Origin of the sequence: Sorangium sp. So ce375 (assembly GCF_051473855.1) — a bacterium.
Lineage (GTDB): Bacteria > Myxococcota_A > Polyangia > Polyangiales > Polyangiaceae > Sorangium.
The window spans coordinates 4,910,819-4,929,029 of the sequence record NZ_CP150335.1; the positions used below are offsets into that span (position 1 = coordinate 4,910,819).

Genomic DNA, 18,211 nt, shown 5'->3' on the forward strand with positions numbered 1-18,211 from the left:
GCAGCAGCCCAGGTGAATTGCGCATCCCCCGGCAGCAATACGTGCGTAGACCAGTGTGAGGCGATCGGCGCCCACTGCGTTCATCACGCTTCGCATCCGTATAGCCCGAGTAGCGGAGTTGGCGATCTGTACTGGTGCAAGGGTGGCAAGCCCACGTGGACATGATCTTATCAGTATTCAAATGCAGACAACTGCACTGTCATCAATCCGATTGGAACCTGGCTTTGTCGCTATCAGTTTGACAAATAGGGGAGCGGGGGAATGACGCGTGAGCGGCAAGTGGCGCAGGCGCTCTCTGAGGGGCTCAACTGTCTATCTGCGATCGTGGAGTCGCTTGACCTCGGTGCGCCGGTGTCCGAGCTCCCGACGAATGAATGGTTAGGGACTCTGTGCGCGATGGGAGACGCCTTCGATGCGATTCTATCTAGAGAGGTGACGACGACGCTGGTCGTGCGGCAGGCTGACCGTGACTTCGTCCGAAGGTTGGTCGGCTTGGTGCTGGAGTGGACGACTACGCGCCAGCCTCCACGAGAGCTGCGGACGATGATCGAGTCTATTTTGAAGATCTTCGTTCGTCGCGGCACCGAATCTGCTCCTGATACGCAGAAGTGACGAGGCGCCCGTCAGCGTAGGAGCTCGCTTGCGATACTGCCTACTCAGGAAAGCCTTGCGACACTGCCTACTCAGGGAAGCGCAGCGTCTCCACCGCGACGCCATCCTCTCCCGTCGTCATGGTGCCGTCCTGGCTCCAGCTGACGCCGCCTGGGCCCGGCAGGCCCAGCTCGTACGTGACCCCCTCCAGCGTGAGCTGGTCCTCGTCGAGGTAGGCGATCCCGATCACGTCGCCGCCTCGCCCGGGGCCGCCGTAGCCGCCGTCGCCTCCATAGCCGCCGCTGCCACCGCGGCACGCCGGTGCGGCGTCGAAGCCGTCGCCGCCGTACCCACCTCGTCCGGGTTTGCCGCCTTGCTGGGGCGGCCCTCCGTCGCCTCCCGCCCCACCGGCGGGCGCCTTGATGATGCTGTCCCGGACCGTCACCCTGGCGTGCAGCGCGGCGATGCCGATCGACGGCGAGCCGTTCTCGCCGGCTCGACCCCCTCGGCCTCCACAGCCGCCAGCGCCTCCAGAGCCGCCGCCGGCCCCTCCCTTGTCCGCCGCCATGCACACGGCGAGCCCGCCGCGCCGGCCGCCACCTCCGCCTCCGCCCTGGCCCGGCGTTCCCCAACCGCCGTCCGTCCCCTTGTCGCCCTCCCATCCCGTCTCGGTGAGGCGCCCGATGCCCTGGCCGGCCGCCCCCGCCGTTCCCGAGGACCCGGAGAGCCCGGACTGGCCGTTCCAGCAGGCGCTCTCCTCACGCTCCGCGCCGCCGCCGAGGCCTGAGGTCGGATCGGCCACCGGCACCGGTTCGCCGGTGGCCCCGTCCTCGGCTCCCGAGGGCAGCCCATCACCGCCTTTGCCGCCGGTGCTCGACGTTCCGTCGTCACACGGGTTCGTCACCGCCGAGCCCCCGGGGATCCTGGCGGCGGAGCACGAGTCCTCACCGAGCAGGCCATCGGGGCCAGCCGCTGCTCGGCTCGGCCATGCCTCCCCGTCGTGGCCCGCAGTGCCGTAATAGAGCGTCCTGATCTCGCTGCGGACGATCTCCACCGCGGTGTTGGACTGAACGAGCACCCCGATGGGGGCCCCGCTCTGGACCCTCACGCGATCGAGCGTCGAGACCCCGTCCGCGGCCCCCGTGTCGCCGGGGCGCGCCGGCTCGACGATTACCCCGATCCGCGCATCCACCTCGGAATCGATGCGGCCGCTGTTGTCGCTGCTCCGGCGCCTCCATTCGAGGAAGTCGAAGCCGCCATGGATGTCCACGCCGGAAGGAAGCCTGATCGCCCCTACGAAGGTATCGGTGGTCACGAACACGCGACCGCGCCCGGTGCGAGCGAGCTCGATCGCCCGCTGGATCGAGCGAACCGGCCGGTCCTTCGTGCCGGGGTTCGCGTCGTTGCCGTCGAGGATCTCGCTGTTGACGAACACCCCGCAGCCGTCCATGGCGCGATCCGCGGCGAGTTCCTCGAGGCACGCCGACTCCGGGACGGCATCGCCCGGACAGGCGGACGGAGCGTCGCACGGCGGTGCGCCGCCCGGCTCGTTCACCTCCGGAGAGTTCCCGCAGCCGGCCATGGCGAGCGGCAGGACGACGAACGGAAGGAACACGGACTTCACGCGCATGGGCATGCCTCACCGGAAGCGTCCCTGGGGACGCACGTTATCCAAGGCGCTAACGGGGCAGCTCGTTCGGCCCGCTGAACGCCTGGGTCTCCGCCGAAGGACCGGAACCGCCTTTGCCAGCCTCATCGTTCGTGGCGGCGTTCCCCGCGAGACCGCCCTCGCCAGCCGGTCCGACCTTGATCACGGCGCCGGGCCGGAGGGCCAGGTTGGGGACCATGTAGGCGACGCCGACGGACGAGCCGCCGAGCCCGCCGCCGGCGTCGCCCCCGCGGCCGCCGTTGCCCCCTAAGCCGCCATGGCAGGCGTTCCACATCCCGTCCGGCGCCTTGCCACCGTACCCGCCGTGTTGGCCGAAGCCGCCCGGTTGGCCCGTTCCGCCAGTCCCCCCGTTCCCGCCGCGGCTCGCGAACACCTCGGTGGCCTCGATGGTGAGCTCCGTGCCCTCCAGCGCCACGATGCCGATGCTCGCGCCGCCGTAGCCGCCGCCCTTGCCGCCCAGGCCACCGCAGCCGCCGCCGCCCCCCGAGCCGCCGGCCGCCCCGGTCTGGGGTCGGGAGGCCGGGCACACGCGGAGACTCTCGCCGTCGCGCGATTTGCTTCCGCCCCCGCCGCCCCCGGCCTGGCCGACGCCGCCCCGCTCCCCGTCGTCACCGCGGACACCGATCCACCCGTCGTCGGTGAGAGAGCCAATGCCGGCCGCGCCGCCGGCGCGGCCACGGTCCTCGCCGGGCGCGCCATCGTTCCCGTTGCTGCACGCCATGCTGCCTGCGCCGGCTCCTCCCAGGCCCCAGTTCCCGGGGTTCGGTGCGGGCTCAGGCTGTCCCGGAGCGCCGTCGCCGCCCCGCTCGATCCCGCCGTCGCCCCCGTACCCGCCCGTCGACTCGATGCCCTCGCCGCACGCGGTCACGACCGGGAGGGCACCCGTTGCGGCGCCCGCCGTGCAGGCGTCCGCCCCGTCGTTCCCGAACTGCCCGCTCTCCGCGCGGGCGCTCGCCGCGTCCTCGCCGGGCTCCCCGTCCTTGCCGTTGCCCGCGATGACCACGCTCGACACCAGCTTCACCCTGGCGCCGTAGCTCAGGATCACCGCGATCGACGACCTGCCGTCGATCGCCGAGGCGTCCGCCGCCACGACGCGCACGCCGGAGATCGTCGACGTCGCGTCCTCTCCCTCGATGACGCGCAGCGGGACCCCCCCGGGCGGCGCGATGGTCGTCCGCCGAGCGGGCCCGCCGAACGACCAGTCGCCCCCCTCGCAGAGGCGGCCGCCCCAGAGATCGACGCCCGAGGGCAGCGAGATCGCCTCCTCGAACACCTCGCTGCACGCGTACACGCGCCGGGTCGGCAGCTCGCCGCCGCCTCGTCCGTTCGCGGCCAGCCCGACCGCGCGCTGAAGCGTCTTCACCGGCGCGTCCTTCGTGCCGGGGTCGTCGTCGTCGCCATGCTCGCTGACGAACACCCCGCACTCGTCGAGCGCCGGCGCCGTGCCGGGCTCTCCCTCGCACGGTCCGGGCGGCGGCTCCGGATCCGGAGCGCAGGTGCGCGTCTCCCAGCAGCCATCGGAGTACGTGCACGCGGTCGATGAGCTCGCGGTCCATACGCAGAGCGCAACCGCGACAACGGACGCTCCCCTGGTGGCTTTGCCCTCGATCCCCATATTCCGCGTGCACGGCCAGCGCCTCGACATGGAACCTCAGCACCGCGTGGTGGCTTTGCCCTCGATCCCCATATTCCGCGTGCACGGTAGTTGCGCCGGCCGCGCGGCGTCAACCAGCAGGAACCGCATCAAGGAGCATTTGCCCGTGGAAAATGTCTCTCGATAACGCAATGCGGCCCGCTGGTCAGCGGGTTGTGCGGGCCTTTCGCTTCGGGCGGGCGCTCGATCCATCCAGTGCAGAGGAGCGACACCGCGCCGTGACACGCGCTCACTCCAGCAAAAAGTAGTGCGCGTCTCGCTTGATATCGAAATGGAAATGGTCCGCGTGCGCCTCGTTCGCGTTGGGCGTGAGGACGACGTTGAACAACCCTCTCGTGGAAATGGCGCAGATGAGCTCCCGTAGCTCGACGGCGTGGGCGCTAGGCTCCATCGGCTCCGACCCGGGGCCGCACGGCGGCGCGCCGATGGCGCCGAGCCAGTCGGCCTTCACGTCGAGCCGGGTGCCGTCGGCCTTCACGAACGCGGCCACGTCGATGGCGAGCCCGAGGGCGTGCTGGCTTGGGCGCGCGGGCGCCGCCGCCGGCTTCTTCGCGGCGCGCTCGACCGGCTTCGCCGCCTTGCCGGCGCCCTTCGGCGTCTTCTTGCCTGCCAGCGGCTTCGCGGGAGCCTTCGCCGGCGCGACAGCGCCGGCTGGAGCGGGCCGGTGCATGCTGAAGTGCACCACCTCGACGACCCCGCGCGTCGCGAGGAAGGTCGCGAGATCGTCGAGCGCGAGGACCAGCCGGCAGTCGGCGATGTCGAACGGAGAGGCCGACCTGGGCTTCGCCACGCCGTCGCCGCGGAACGTGACCCCGTGCAACGGGCCGGTGATCCTGATCGGCCGGTCGACCAGCGGGGCGCCGCGCGCCGGGGCGTGCGGGATCCCGCGGCGCTTCATCTCCCTGTCGCAAGCGTCGGCCGAGAGCCCGCCGTAGGTGGCCGCGCGCGACGCGGCGGACCACGCGGGCAGCTCGAACCGCGCGCCGCCCGCGTCCCCGCCGCCGTCCGACATGTCGATCCCGCCGTCCGCCAGCGAGCTGGCCTCGCCGCCTTGCAGGCCGGCCCCGCCGTCCGCGAGCCCCGTCGCCGCGCCGGCAGGACCGGGCGTCGCCGCTGCTGGATCCCCCGCGTGTACATCGACCCGCTCCGCGCGGGCGCGGCGCAGGGACGCGATGCCGAGCGGGGTCAGCAGCGCGCCGCCGAGGAGCACCGCCCCGAGGGCCAGCGCACGGCGAGAGCGGGAAGGGAGCGCGCTCATCCTCGGCGCAGCTTACCTCCCTCCGGCGTGAGGGAGCACGCCTTGCCGCTCAGCGCGGAATTTGCTCGACTCGCGCGATGTCTCGCCCCCGCGTCGCCGTCCTTCATCGCACCACCTCGCTCGGGATCGCGCTGGCCGCGCTGCTCGCGGCCCGCCAGGCCCCGGCGCGGGGCGCGCCGGACAGCGGCGGGCGTGCGCGGTCTGCGCGGCACGAAACGCCGCCCGCGCTCGTCACCGAGGCCGAACGGACCGGCTTCCGGCGCACGGGGCGCTACGCCGAGGTCGAGCGGCTGTGCCGCGGCTTCGAGCAGGCCTATCCGGGCCGCGCCCGCTGCGTCCGTTTCGGCACGACGCCCGAGGGCAGGCCCATGCTCGCGATCGCCGCCTCCGCCGACGGCACGCTCGACCCCGCGGCGGCGCGGGCGAAGCGGCGCCCGGTGATCCTGTTCCAGGGCGGCATCCACGCCGGCGAGATCGACGGCAAGGACGGCGGCTTCTGGGCGCTCCGCGAGCTGCTCGACGGCGCGATGGCGCCCGGCGCCCTCGCGGCGGCCACGGCCGTGTTCGTGCCGGTGTTCAACGTCGACGGTCACGAGCGGTTCGGTCGAAACCATCGGCCCAACCAGCGCGGCCCTGAAGAGATGGGCTTCCGCGCCACCGCGCAGAACCTCAACCTGAACCGCGATTACATGAAGGCCGAGGCGCCCGAGATGCGGGCGATGCTCGGGCTCCTCGACGCCTGGGATCCGGTGGTCCAGGTCGACCTGCACACGACCGACGGCGCGAAGTTCCAGCACGACGTCGCCGTGCTCGTCGAGCCGTCGGTGCCGCACCCCGGCGGCCTCGACACCGTGGCGCGCAGCCTCTCCGGGGCGCTCCAGGCGCGCCTCTCGGCGCTCGGTCACCTGCCGCTCCCGTTCTATCCCGCCTTCCGCGAGGACGACGACCCCTCGTCGGGGATCTCCACCGCGCCGGGGCCGCCGCGCTTCTCGCAGTCCTACAGCGCTGCCCGCAACCGCATCGGCGTGCTCGTCGAGACGCACAGCTGGGCCACCCACGCGGAGCGCGTGCGCGCGGTCCACGATCTCCTCGCGGCGCTCTTCGAGCGCGCCGCGTCCGACGCCGGCTCGCTCCACGCCGCGGTCGGGCGCGCCGACGCCGCGAGCGCGCGCCTCGCCGGCGCCCCCGTCGCCCTCACGCACAGCGCGGGGCCGGTCCCGCGCATCTTCCCGTTCCGAGGGTTCGCCTACGAGAAGCGCGCCTCGGAGATCTCGGGCGGCACGTGGACCCGCTACGACGAGGCTCGCCCGGAGATCTGGCGCGTGCCGCTGTTCGACCGGATCCAGCCGGATCTGACCGTCACCGCGCCCGGGGCCGGCTACGTCGTCCCGGCGGCGCACGCGGCCTGGGTGGCCGACAAGCTGCGCCTGCACGGCGTGCGTTACCAGGTCCTCCCCGAGGCTCGCCCCGGCTTCGCCGTCGAGGCGTTCCGGGCCGACACGGCGGCGTTCGAGCAGCCCTTCGAGGGCCGGACGCGCGTGAAGCTCCAGGGCGCCTTCCGGCCCGAGCGACAGGATCTGCCGGGTGGCTCGCTGTTCATCCCCATCGCGCAGCCGCGGGCGCCCCTCGTCCTGCACCTCCTCGAGCCGCTCGCGCCCGACTCCCTCGTCGCCTGGGGCTTTTTCAACGCCTCCTTCGAGCGCAAGGAGTACATGGAGGCCTACGTCGCCGAGGAGGAGGCCCGCGCCATGCTGGCGGCAGATCCGGCGCTGCGCGTCGAGTTCGAGGCGCGCCTGCGCGATCCTGCGTTCGCGAAGGACTCGAAGGCTCGGCTCGATTTCTTCTACAAGCGCCATCCGTCCTGGGACGAGCGATTGAACCTCGTCCCGGTATTCCGCGTCGACGGGGCTCCATGACGAGCCTCTCCTCTCTTTCGCCTGCTTCGTCTGCGCTCCGGATCAGGTCGAATGTCCGTGAGCCCCGCGGGCCTCACATCAATCGATAGATTCCTGCCAGTCTGCGGCGCCGACGCCGGGCGATAACACCCCGCTCGGGTTGCGCGGAGCGCCCGAGCATCGCATGCTCGTCACGACATGTCGGCTGGCGTGCGACCGCGGTGACGCGCGCGTCGCCGACGACGCACGGCGATGTGATGTCGCCTGACGGCGAAAGGGGGAGACGATGTTCCTGCGATGGGCGTTCGGCTTTTCTTCGGCGTTTCTCTTCGCCTTTCCTGCGCTGGCGCAGAGCGCGCGGATCGAGAACTTCACCTATGCTGGCAGCGGCTGTCCCGTCGGCTCCGCCGCGGGGGTGATCACCCCTGATCAGAAGGCGCTGACCGTCATCTTCGACCAGTTCGAGGCGCACACCGGCCCGGGCACCGCCCGCGCCGCGAACCGTGCGTTCTGCCAGCTGGCCGTGGATCTGCGGTTCGATCCGGGGTGGCAAGTGGCCGTCTTCGACGCCACGTACCGAGGGTTCGCCGACCTGGAGGGGGGCGTCCAGGGGAACCACGAGACATCGTATTATTTCTCGGGATCGCCGCTCACGTCGGGGCCGCTCAGGTGGAGCATGATCGGGCCGTTCACGAGCGACTTCTCGCGCACGGACACCTTCACGACCACGGTCTGGTCCGAGTGCGGCACCGTGCGGCCGCTCAACATCAAGACGAGCCTCTACGTCACGAACCGGCTCGCGCCGGCGAACTCCGGGGTGCTCACCAACGACACGACCGACCTCCAGGTCCGGATGGAGTACGGCCTCATGTTCCGCCCCTGTCCCGGCCCCTGAGGTCGGCGCGGCGCCCGGCGGGCCTGGCGCGGCGGTGCCGCGCCAGGCTGGCTCATGCCACCAAGCAGCCCGCCGCCGCGCCCTGCATCGGCAGGATGGCCATGATCTCCCCGTCCTCCCCGAAGATCAGGAGCCGCGCGACGATCGCCTCCCTGCCTGTGCCGCAGAGGGGCAGGAGCGCGAGCCGGACCGCTGGCCCGTTGCCTTCTTTGAACTTGATGGCGAGCAGCTGCTTGTCGTCGCACGCCTCGAGGAGCTCCACGTCCGCCTCGATCTGGAGCGGCGCCACCCGCGTGCACGCCTTGGCCTCGCCGAAGCTGTCCACCGTGCAGCTGTTGGGATCGAGCGAGATCCGGACGCGAGACGACCCCTGTCCGCCCACCGAGGTGATCTGGATCTGGTGAGCCGAAATCCCCTTCTGGAGCGGTATGGGCTCCACGAGATAGCCTGTTTCCAGCCGCAGATTCTTGATTTCCATCGGACCCCCCGCCGCTCGGCCGAGCGCCCCGCGATCTCCGCCCATCGCGGCGCCGCCGCAGCGCGCCTGCCTCGAGGAGAAGCACCGGCTGTGCCGACGCGCGCGCGCGGAGCTCGCACGGGGGCGCCGGCTCGGGCGCCGCGCCCGACGGAGCGCCCTGGGACGGCGCGCCGCCGCGCGCTCATCGAGGGTCAGACGAGCCCGAACTTGTAGGTATCAAGAAGCCTGGCGAGGAGCGCCGCGTGCGCCGGATCCGTCAGGGGGCCGAGCCGGGTCACCTCGAGCTCCGCGCTGGCGCGCTCGAAGAGGGCCGCGCAGATGCGGCTCGGATCGTGGCGCGCGGCGTACGCGATGCCGTCGGGTTTCCTCGGGTGGTCATGGATCGCGAGCGCCCAGCGGCGAGCGGCCTGGTAGGATTCCCCCGAGGTCAAGCGGGCGTCCGCCCCGACCCGCGCAAGCCCCTCTCCCGTGAGGTTCACGAGCCGCAGCGGCCGCCGCGGCGCGATGCGCGCGAGCCCCCGCGCGGCCAGCTCGCTTTGCTCGACGAAGTGCACGCCGGTCGCGCTGCCGAACACCTCGATGAAGGCGCAGCGCGCGTCTTTTCCGGCGTACAGCACCCCGAACTCGCTATCAGGCGCGTCGAAGCGGTTGTCGCCCGAGCGACCGAAGTACATGGGATCGCGCGTGAGCCAGTGGATCCGGAACCAGCTCCGCCGGAAGAGCGCGATCGGGAGCGGCCTCGTCGCGAGATCGAGGGGCGGGTCCGGATGGGCCCCGAGCGTTATTTTCATGGCCAATCTGTTCCGCACGGACGATCGACAGCACGGACGACGCGCTCGACGTCCCACCCGTGCTCCGGCCCCGCATGTCCGGCGCCCCGTGCGCGGAGCGTATTCGCCTGGATCCCTGGCGAGCGCGGCGGCCTCGTCATCGCGGCGCGTTCTCAGGCCGCGCCTTGCTCACCGAAAGTGCGGGCGGCGAGCCGCACCGGGTCCAGCTCGCCGCGGCGGAGCCGGTCGAGCGGGCGCTCGCCGTCGAGGCGGTGGTTGCCGGAAAGGAAGAAGCGGACCTTCGCCAGCGGGGGGTGCGCGTCGAGGAGGGCCAGGATCTCTTCCATTCCCGGCAGCACGCCCTCGTCCGCAAATTGCCATGCGGGGTAGAGGTGGCCACGACGGCCGATGCTGACGGCCAGCAGCCTTCCGGAGGCGCGCCGTGCTTCGATCGCCTGGGGCGGGAGGTGGAGCCCCTCGCCGACCTCCTCCGCGGTGAGCGTGCCCCCCTCGGCCGCGAGGAGCGCGTCCCTCGCCTGGAGGCCGCGGAGGCGGGCCGGCGTGAGCGGATCCGCAGCGGAGAAGAGGCCGACGGCGCTCGGCTGCGTGAGCGCCGTCACCAGGGCGTCCGCGTTGCTGGGCGACGCGACCACCTCGCCAAGCTCGCTCTGATCGAGCCGCTCCGCGACCTGGGTGAGCGCGTCGATGCCGCGCGCCAGAAACTCGACCCGCAGCGGTTCACCGTCGAACTGCTGGAGTCGCTCTGCAATTTCCGAAAGGGCGCTGGAGTCCCGATCCTTGGCCATGGCCGATCCAGGGGACGATGCAGCGCGCGCGCAGCGCCGTCAACCAAGCGCACGCCATCTTTCCGCGTCATTACGACCATGCTGAACGGAACGTCAGTGAAGGCCATTCGCTGTGTCGCTGGTGTCGTTCTTCTTCGGTGAGCTCACCGCCTCCTGAGTTTGTCGGGGGCGTCGGGGAGCAGGTCAGAGCCCGACCTGTTTCAGCATCGCGCTGGTGATCGACTGGCGCACGCGCGTGAGCTCTGCCCAGGGATCCCGGATCGCGGCGAGGCGCTGCGGCACGGTCTCGATGGTGAACGAGGAAGGATCGAGCGGCGCGTCGAGCTCGTCCCACGAGAGCGGCGTCGCGACGGCTGCGCCGGGGCGCGCCCGTGTCGAGTAGGGCGCGACAGCGGTCGCGCCGCGCCCGTTCCGCAGGTAATCGACGAAGACCTTGCCGGCGCGCTTGGCCTTCGACATCGTCGCGGTGAACCGCGTCGGATCGAAGCGCACGAGCGCGTCGGCCACGGCCTTCGTGAACGACTTCACCTCGTCCCAGCTCCTGCGCGGCGCTATCGGGACCACGACGTGGAGGCCTTTGCCGCCGGTCGTCTTGACGAAGCTCTGCAGCCCCAGCGATTCAAGGAGGCGCCGCGTCGTCGTCGCGGCGTGCGCCACGCGCTCCCACGGGAGATCCGGCGCGGGATCGAGGTCGAACACCATCCTGTCGGGCTGCTCGATCCGGTCGACGCGGCTCCCCCAGAGGTGCACCTCGAGCGCCCCCAGCTGGACGAGCGACACGAGCCCTTCGGGGGTCTCGATATAGAGATAGGTGCGCTCGCCGTCGTCTTCCTCGACGGCCATCCGCCGGATGGACTCGGAGAGCCCCTCGGCCTCGTGCCTTTGAAAGAAGCAAGGTTTGCCCTGGCCCGCGGGGCAGCGGACCAGCGTGAGCAGCCGCTTCTCGGCGTGGGGCAGCATGTGCTCGGCGACCTGGTCGTAGTACCGGGCGAGAGCGAGCTTCGTGATGCCTTGCGCCGGATAGAGCACCTTGTCGGGGTTCGTCAGCGGCACCCCGGCGACGTCGACCCGTCGCCCGCCGCTGCTCTCACCGCCGCGCGGGGTCTTGCCGCCCGTCGTGCTCGCGGTCCCCCCCGGCGCCGCGCCGGCCGCCTCGGCCGGTCGCGATGGAGGCGGAGGCTGCTCGCGCTCCACGGTGACCGACTCCGGCGTGCGGTCCTCGCGGAGCCCCTCGAAGGAGGGGTGTCGCAGCCGTCCGTCGCGCGTCCACGCGGAAAAGCGGACCTCCGCGACGAGCCTGGGCTCGACCCAGCGCGCGCCGCGCGTGCGCGGCGCCCCTGAGCAGGCCGCCGTGGCGCGCACGATCGGATCGAGGCGGCTGCGCAGGGTCGTCAGCGTCTTGCTGCTGAAGCCCGTGCCGACCTTGCCGGCGTAGGCGAGCTTGCCTGACCTGTTCACGCCGACGAGGATCGCCCCCAGCCCTTTTCGGGCGCCGGACGGCTCGGTGAAGCCGACGATGACGAACTCCTGGCGCCGCCCACACTTCACCTTGAGCCAGCTATCGCCGCGCCCGCTCCGGTAGGGAGCCTCCGGGCGCTTCGCGATGACGCCCTCGATCCCGAGCCTGCACGCGTGTTGCACGACGGCGGAGCCCTCCTCCGCGACGTGCTCCGTGTAGCGCAGCGGCCCTTCCTCCGGCGCTTCCGCGAGCAGCGCCTTGAGCGCTCGCTTGCGGGTGACCTGCGTGCACCCGCGGAGATCGCGGCCGTCCAGGTAGAGCAGGTCGAAGGCGAAGTACATCAGGCGCCCCGCGCGCCCGCCGTTCCCGTCGCCGAGCGCGTTCTGGAGGGCCTGAAAGTCGGTCACGCCGTCCTGCCCCACAACGACGATCTCGCCGTCCAGCACGGCTTCCCGCGCAGGCAGCCGGGCGAGCTCGCTGCAGACGCCCGTGAACTTCTCGGTCCAGTCCTGGCCGCGGCGGGTCAGGAGCGTGACGCGACCACCGCGGAGCTTCGCGAGCATGCGGTAGCCGTCGAGCTTGACCTCGTAGAGCCACCCCTCGCCCGGAGGTGGCCCGGTGACGAGCGTCGCGAGCTGGGGCTCGATCTCGCTCGGGAACGGCCCTTTCCTGGCGCCCTCGAGCGCGTCCGCGTAGGTCAGGGTCGGGCGCGCCGCGGTGGTGTTCGCCTCTCTCGTCGCCGCGGGCGAGCGCTGGCTGTCCACGTCGGCCGCCGCCACACCACGTTTACGGCGGGCGGTCGGGGTTGCGGGTCGCACCTCTTGAGTCCGCCGCGCCGCGCTTTGCGCTTGTCTTTGTCCGGTTATCATCACGCCACCGTTTCTTTTGGTGGAAAAAGCAATTCCGATACCGCAATGGCATCTTCGTCTGCCGGCGGTTTCCCGTTCCTGGCCGTGGCGCAGCCGGCTGAGCTCGGCATTCGCGCCCCAGAGTGCGGCGATCTGCCACGCACGCATCCTCCCCTTGCGTGCCAACCGCGGCGATGCGCAGCGGAGCTCCTCGGCCCTCACGCACAGGATCCCGGCACAGCATCCCGATTCCCACGCATGTCACAGCGTCTGAAATGAACATGCGCGCAGGGCCGCGCGGGTGGGTGAGATCGAGGAAGGACGGACCCGATGAAATCGGCGACAGACCGCACGATTCAACGAGGGTGCTGCGCGTTGCCGCCGCTGCGATGGTCGGATGGTCGTTCCGGGCGGCGTGGACGGGTCAAGCCGCTGCCGCGAGGGGCGAGCGACATGGCGTACGCCCGGTGCGGGAGCGAGCTACTGCAGCGCCTCGAAGACGCTCGTCGCAGTGATGGCTTGGTCGTGCCACCGTTCCAGGGTGGCCAGCTCGACGCACGCCTCGATGCGAGCGTCTTCCACCGGGCTCAGCGCGAGCTGCCGGCGAGCGAACACACGTCGCAGGGCAGCGCGGGCCTCGGCCAGACGTCCTTTGCCGATGCCCTTCTCGATGCCCTTCTCGATCAGCCGCTCCTGGACCTGCGGGCTCGCTTCCAGCAGCACCTCGAGGATGCGCTGCCGCCGGGCCTCCACCTCCGGGTCCTCGGCCTTGCCGAACGTCCACAGGAGCTCCTCTCGGGTCGTCGCTGACATCGCCAGGTACTCTAGCATGGCCAGCACCCACTCGATGGGCCGGCGTCCAGCCACCCACCGGCCGAACTCGTCGAGGGCTCGCCCGGAGCGGGCGACCAGAAATGCGATGAGCTCGTCCCGCAGGGGGAGCTCGTTCGCCGCAACCCACAGCACGCAGTGCCCGAGCGGATCCACCCGGTAGCAGCCGGGCGCGAAGCGCTTGGGCGCGTACACCCGTCGCAGCCACTCCGGCACGTGCGGGGCGACCAGCCAGAGCGGCTCGTGGCCGGCCCAGGGGGGCGGCTCCTCCTGCTCCTCGACCCGCTGCAATTGCCTTGCCTGCCGCCGCAAGAGGGCCCTCTCTATCGCCTTCCGGTCCACGTGATCCCCGGCGAGCTTCAGCTCGACCATGACCTCCTCGTGGCCCCGCGCCTCGGGCCAAGGCGCCGCCAGCTCTACCAGGAGAGCCGGGCGGTGGATCAGGAGCAGGCCATCACACTGCACCTTCTCTAGCCGGATCTCCGGTGGATCCTGCCAGGTGATGGCACCTCGGGTGAGGCGCTCCGTCTCTTCGGCGAACGTTCGCTTGGCGAACAGGTCCGGCTGACCCATCGCGTTGCGCGGTAGCAGACGACGATCTCAGGAGCCAGGGCCAATCGCAGATCAGCGCGATCCTCTGGCCGCCGTTCTCACCACCACTCGTGATCTACACGCTCAAGGCCGCCCTGTGACGGATTCTCAAACGAAGACGACCTCGTCTCCGTAATACGCATCTCGGTATCGACGGTTCGTGCGCCCACGACGCGCGACCGGTCATTGCGCGGGCGTCTCGCTCCAGTAGCGCACCAGATCAGGCAACGCGGTCTCCGCCATCCGGGTGAGGTGCCGCACGTGGTCTGGCTTCTGGGTGCCCGGGTAACCACGAACGTGGAACGCGCCCCGGTGCGCCTCGGACAGGGGGGCGAACCGGAGCTTCGCCTCGGCCGCCTCGCCGGTCAGGTCGTAGATCGCCTGCGCGTCGGCGCCCACGCCCGGGGAGCGCTGCGCGCCCGTGAGCTTGAGGAGAGCGTCCGTGCTCTCGTGGGTGCCTGCGTAATCGCCGTTCGGGGTGATCTCCGAATGGGTGATCGACATCAGCTTCTTGCCGGCGGCCGCCAGCTCGGCGAAGCGGCTGAACGGCTTGAGGCGCTCCATGTCCAGGCTGTGGTCGAGCGGCATGTAGCCGGTGTGAATGCCGTCCAGGAGGAGCACGGCGTCGACCTTGTCGGTGAACCCGGGCTGGTTCAGGAGCCCGCGAACCGCGCCGTACCCCGCGCTGAACGCCGAGAGCGCGACGCGCCTGAGCCGGGCGCCGCGCAGCCCGCGCGCCTCGATCGCGGCCTGCGCCTTCGCCATCAACGCCGGCAGATAAGAGCGGATCGAGAACTGGGTCTCATACGCCGCGGAGCTGATCCCGAGATTGATGATCATCACGACCGCGTTGAGCCTGGCGCGCTCGAACCCCGCCTGCACAACGTCGTTGACCCCGTGGAAGTGGATCACCAGATCGTACGCCCCATCCGCAGACGCGAAGGACGCAGGGATGGTGATGATCCCATCGGGGATGGGGATCACCGCCGTTCGATCGAGCGTCGCGTCGGCGCGATCCTCGGGAGCGATGGCAGGTGCAGCCGCTCCCACCTTCGCCTGGACCGGCGCGCCCGCCTCGGCCTTCGCCTCGACCCGCGCCGCCACGCCCGTCGAGCGCAGGACGGCCGCCGCGGCCGCCGCAGGCTGGAGCGCCGAGCCCGCGCGCAGATCGAAGCCCGCCGCGCCGAGCTGCATCGAGACGAGCGCACCGACCACCGCCGCGAAGCCCAGGCCGGCAGCCGCGCTCAAGGCCAGCAGGCGCGATGTGGAGCGCCGCGTCGGAGCTGCCATGACCGGAGCCGGCGATTCGAACGGCATCGCCATGCCCCCAATCGATGGCGGCGGACGACGGAAAATTAAAGTGGGTTCATCCTCGTCATGCGGCAGTTGGACCTCCGCGCAAGGGGGCTCAGCGGGGAACATGCCAGCGATGATGCGAGGCCTATGCCACTCATGGCAAGAGCTAAAATACTACATAATAGGTTCGCATGAGCATGCGTCAAGGAGGTGGACCTGGTCTGACGTAGTCCCATGGTGGTTCGTTGATTGCCCAGGGGAGCACGCTGCCTGCCGTGCCTGCTTCATGCGACCCAACGGCCCGTGAGCGCCTGTGAGCCGGCCGCGCCCCGACAGGGCACGGCGTCACGAGGCGTGAATTATCAAGCGTCAGCAGACGAAAAATGACGCACTCCGGCAAGATCTCTCATGAGCTGGCCGCTACCGCTACCATCTTGGTCGCACTGCGTCATCGCCTGTTCCTCGTGGGAGATCGGGGTACCCGAGGGCCGAAGCAGTGAGATCGCGGCGCTGACGAGTCCCTTCATTTGTCGGCATTTTTAGCGAGAAATTGAACAGGTAGGCGGGGAGACGGGGAGGTTTTGTGGGATTTTACTCCCCGTCTCCCCGCCTCTCTGTGAATTTTCCCGAAAAATTCGAGGGGATACTTCAGATCCCGGTGGGTGCTGGAGCAGGCCAGTCCCTCTCCGACGATGAGCTGGATGGCTCCTGAGCTTCGCGTCTAACGCGTAATCGACTTCGCGCCTTCCACGGCCCGACCGCCCTTGGCCGGACTGACCTCGAGGCGTCTCGCGCCTCGCCGGCCCGCGCCCCCTCGGCGGGCCGTTGCACGTCCAACGGTCTGCCGAGGGGGCGCGCTGAGCGCGGCGCACGCCCGCCGGGCGAGCTGGTGCGTCGGGCGTCGTTCCAACGTCACGTCAACGACGGACGAAGCGGTGCCATGGTCTGGAAATGCGGCGAGACGGCGGCGGGGCGCACGTGGGCCTTGACAGCGAGGGGCGCCTCTGGATCTCCTCTATACCTCCCTACTCACCCTCACGGCCCCCCATGACCAACTTTCCCCGCGTCTACGACGACAACACACAGAGCATCGGCCGCACGCCGCTCGTCCGCATCCGTCGCGTGACCGACGGCGCGCGCGCGACGGTGCTGGCGAAGATCGAGGGGCGCAACCCGGCGTACTCGGTCAAGTGCCGCATCGGCGCGGCCATGGTCTGGGACGCCGAGCAGCGGGGCGTGCTCGGCCCAGGCAAGGCGATCGTCGAGGCGACCAGCGGCAACACCGGCATCGCGCTGGCCTTCGCCGCCGCCTCGCGGGGGATCGAGTGCGTGCTCAGCATGCCGGAGACGATGAGCATGGAGCGGCGCAAGGTGCTCGTGGCCCTCGGGGCCAAGCTGCTCCTGACGCCGGGCCCCAAGGGGATGAACGGCGCCATCGCCAAGGCCGAGGAGCTGGCCGCCTCCGACCCCAGCCGGTACGTGCTGATGCGGCAGTTCGAGAACCCGGCGAACCCGGCGATCCACGAGACCACCACCGGCCCCGAGATCTGGGACGACACCGCCGGCAACGTCGACGTCCTCGTCTCGGGCGTCGGGACCGGCGGCACGCTCACCGGCGTCAGCCGCTACTTCGAGCGCGTCCGCGGTCGCGCCCTCCACTCCGTCGCGGTGGAGCCGGTCCATTCGCCGGTCATCACGCAGACGCTCGCCGGCCAGCCGCTCACCCCGTCCTCGCACAAGATCCAGGGCATCGGCGCCGGCTTCGTCCCCAAGAACCTCGATCTCTCCTTCGTCGACCAGGTCGAGACGGTCTCGAACGAGGAGTCCATCGCCATGTCGCGGCGCCTCGCGCGCGAGGAGGGGATCCTCTGCGGCGTCTCCTGCGGCGCGGCCATGGTCGCGGCGAGCCGGCTCGCGAAGGATCCCAAGTGGGAAGGGAAGACCATCGTGGTCGTCCTCCCGGATGCCGGCGAGCGGTACCTCTCGGGGCCCCTCTTCGAAGGGATGTTCGCCGAGGTCGAGACCATGAAGGCCTCGTGAGGTCGACGTGAGCAAGAAATGTGATGCTGCCCCCTCCGAGGTGTCGGGCGATCTGCACGGCATCGTCGACGCGCTGATCGCGAGCTACCGGTCGGACGCGCGCGGGCATCACATCAACAAGCGCTTCATGCCGTCGCGCCAGGAGATCACCGACATCATCGATCTCCTGCTCCAGATCTTCTACCCGGGCTATCACGGGCGGCAGGACCTGACGGACGAGGACCTGCTCTACCACGTGGGCACGCTGGTCTTGACGCTGCGGGACAAACTCGAGCGACAGATCGAGCGCTGTCTCTGCTTTCAGGACGAGACCGTCGACGCGGGCCGCCTCGACGTCCCGAAGTGCCGGCAGCGGGGGCGCGACGTGGCGCGGACGTTCATCACCCGGCTGCCGGACGTCCGGCGGCGCCTCCTGCTCGACGTGCAGGCGGCCTACGACGGCGATCCGGCGGCGGCCTCGGTGGACGAGATCATCCTGGCCTATCCCGGCCTCCTCGCCGTGACGGTGCACCGGGTCGCGCACGAGCTGTACCTGCTCGGCGTGCCGCTCATGCCCCGCATCATGAGCGAGTGGGCGCACACCAGGACGGGCGCCGACATCCACCCGGGCGCCAACATCGGCGACAGCTTCTTCATCGATCACGCCACCGGCGTCGTGATCGGCGAGACGACCGACATCGGCGAGCACGTCAAGCTCTACCAGGGCGTGACGCTCGGCGCCCTCTCGTTGCCCCAGCATTCACGGGGCGCGCGCGGCGTGAAGCGCCACCCCACCGTCGAGGACGACGTCACCATCTACGCGAACGCCACGGTCCTCGGCGGCAAGACGGTGCTGGGGCAGGGGAGCGTGGTGGGCGGCTCGGTGTTCCTCACGAAGAGCGTCGCCGGCGGCCAGCGCGTCGCGATCGAGGCCCCGAGGCTGCGCGTCGCCTCGCCGCCCCACGGCGCGCCCGCGGTGGGCGGCTCGGAGCTAGACAACATCCTCGACTTCGACATCTAGAGCAGCGGGCCCGCTTCGGAGACGGGCCCACCTCGACGGCTTCGGTGCTCAGCGCACGTGAGTGCGCTTCCGCGCCGAAGCCGCCGATCTGGGCCCGTCTCCTGTGCGGGCAACCGCTCTGCTGTTCTGC

The 18,211-nt window shown here is 70.7% G+C and carries 14 protein-coding genes; 5 read left to right on the forward strand and 9 right to left on the reverse strand.

The annotated features are described in order from the left end of the window. Nucleotides 1-261 precede the first annotated feature (261 nt). Nucleotides 262-612, forward strand: a complete 351-nt coding sequence (locus WME90_RS18210) for a hypothetical protein (protein ID WP_437282418.1) — start codon at nucleotides 262-264, stop codon at nucleotides 610-612. 67 nt (nucleotides 613-679) lie between these two features. On the opposite strand, the gene WME90_RS18215 is transcribed toward WME90_RS18210, so the two are convergent. The 3 genes from WME90_RS18215 to WME90_RS18225 form a co-directional block, all read right to left on the reverse strand. Next, nucleotides 680-2,221 carry a hypothetical protein gene (locus tag WME90_RS18215; protein WP_437282419.1) on the reverse strand — a complete coding sequence of 514 codons (1,542 nt, stop codon included), beginning with the start codon at nucleotides 2,219-2,221 and terminating at the stop codon, nucleotides 680-682. A gap of 49 nt (nucleotides 2,222-2,270) precedes the next feature. Beyond that, nucleotides 2,271-3,905: a hypothetical protein gene (locus WME90_RS18220; protein ID WP_437282420.1), complete on the reverse strand. Its 1,635-nt coding sequence runs from the start codon at nucleotides 3,903-3,905 to the stop codon at nucleotides 2,271-2,273. Between the two features lie 238 nt (nucleotides 3,906-4,143). After that, nucleotides 4,144-5,172, reverse strand: a complete 1,029-nt coding sequence (locus WME90_RS18225) for an extensin family protein (RefSeq protein ID WP_437282421.1) — start codon at nucleotides 5,170-5,172, stop codon at nucleotides 4,144-4,146. Between the two features lie 77 nt (nucleotides 5,173-5,249). On the opposite strand from WME90_RS18225, the gene WME90_RS18230 reads away from it, so the two are divergent. Both WME90_RS18230 and WME90_RS18235 read left to right on the forward strand, forming a co-directional pair. Beyond that, on the forward strand, nucleotides 5,250-7,088 hold the full coding sequence (locus tag WME90_RS18230) for a M14 family zinc carboxypeptidase (protein WP_437282422.1): 1,839 nt from the start codon (nucleotides 5,250-5,252) through the stop codon (nucleotides 7,086-7,088). A gap of 265 nt (nucleotides 7,089-7,353) precedes the next feature. Beyond that, complete coding sequence (locus tag WME90_RS18235; RefSeq protein ID WP_437282423.1) at nucleotides 7,354-7,962, forward strand: DUF4360 domain-containing protein; 609 nt, start codon at nucleotides 7,354-7,356, stop codon at nucleotides 7,960-7,962. A gap of 52 nt (nucleotides 7,963-8,014) precedes the next feature. Here the strand turns inward: WME90_RS18235 and WME90_RS18240 are convergent, their stop codons facing one another. The 6 genes from WME90_RS18240 to WME90_RS18265 all read right to left on the reverse strand — a co-directional run bounded on the left by WME90_RS18240 (nucleotide 8,015) and on the right by WME90_RS18265 (nucleotide 15,167). Next, complete coding sequence (locus WME90_RS18240; protein ID WP_437282424.1) at nucleotides 8,015-8,440, reverse strand: hypothetical protein; 426 nt, start codon at nucleotides 8,438-8,440, stop codon at nucleotides 8,015-8,017. Between the two features lie 191 nt (nucleotides 8,441-8,631). Continuing rightward, the gene (locus tag WME90_RS18245; protein ID WP_437282425.1) at nucleotides 8,632-9,231 is read right to left on the reverse strand and encodes an RES family NAD+ phosphorylase; all 600 of its coding nucleotides are present in this window, start codon (nucleotides 9,229-9,231) and stop codon (nucleotides 8,632-8,634) included. 152 nt (nucleotides 9,232-9,383) lie between these two features. Next, complete coding sequence (locus WME90_RS18250) at nucleotides 9,384-10,016, reverse strand: hypothetical protein (protein ID WP_437282426.1); 633 nt, start codon at nucleotides 10,014-10,016, stop codon at nucleotides 9,384-9,386. Between the two features lie 183 nt (nucleotides 10,017-10,199). Continuing rightward, nucleotides 10,200-12,239: a DNA ligase D gene (gene ligD, locus WME90_RS18255; protein ID WP_437282427.1), complete on the reverse strand. Its 2,040-nt coding sequence runs from the start codon at nucleotides 12,237-12,239 to the stop codon at nucleotides 10,200-10,202. 564 nt (nucleotides 12,240-12,803) lie between these two features. Continuing rightward, nucleotides 12,804-13,727 carry a hypothetical protein gene (locus WME90_RS18260; RefSeq protein WP_437282428.1) on the reverse strand — a complete coding sequence of 308 codons (924 nt, stop codon included), beginning with the start codon at nucleotides 13,725-13,727 and terminating at the stop codon, nucleotides 12,804-12,806. A 201-nt stretch (nucleotides 13,728-13,928) separates the two neighbouring features. After that, nucleotides 13,929-15,167 (reverse strand): hypothetical protein, encoded by a 1,239-nt coding sequence (locus WME90_RS18265; protein WP_437282429.1) that lies wholly within the window; start codon nucleotides 15,165-15,167, stop codon nucleotides 13,929-13,931. Between the two features lie 921 nt (nucleotides 15,168-16,088). Here WME90_RS18265 and cysK point away from each other — a divergent pair. After that, the gene (gene cysK, locus WME90_RS18270; protein WP_437282430.1) at nucleotides 16,089-17,081 is read left to right on the forward strand and encodes a cysteine synthase A; all 993 of its coding nucleotides are present in this window, start codon (nucleotides 16,089-16,091) and stop codon (nucleotides 17,079-17,081) included. A 7-nt stretch (nucleotides 17,082-17,088) separates the two neighbouring features. Continuing rightward, a complete protein-coding gene (locus WME90_RS18275) occupies nucleotides 17,089-18,081 on the forward strand; it encodes a serine O-acetyltransferase (RefSeq protein ID WP_437282431.1) in 993 nt (330 codons plus the stop codon). Nucleotides 18,082-18,211 lie beyond the last annotated feature (130 nt).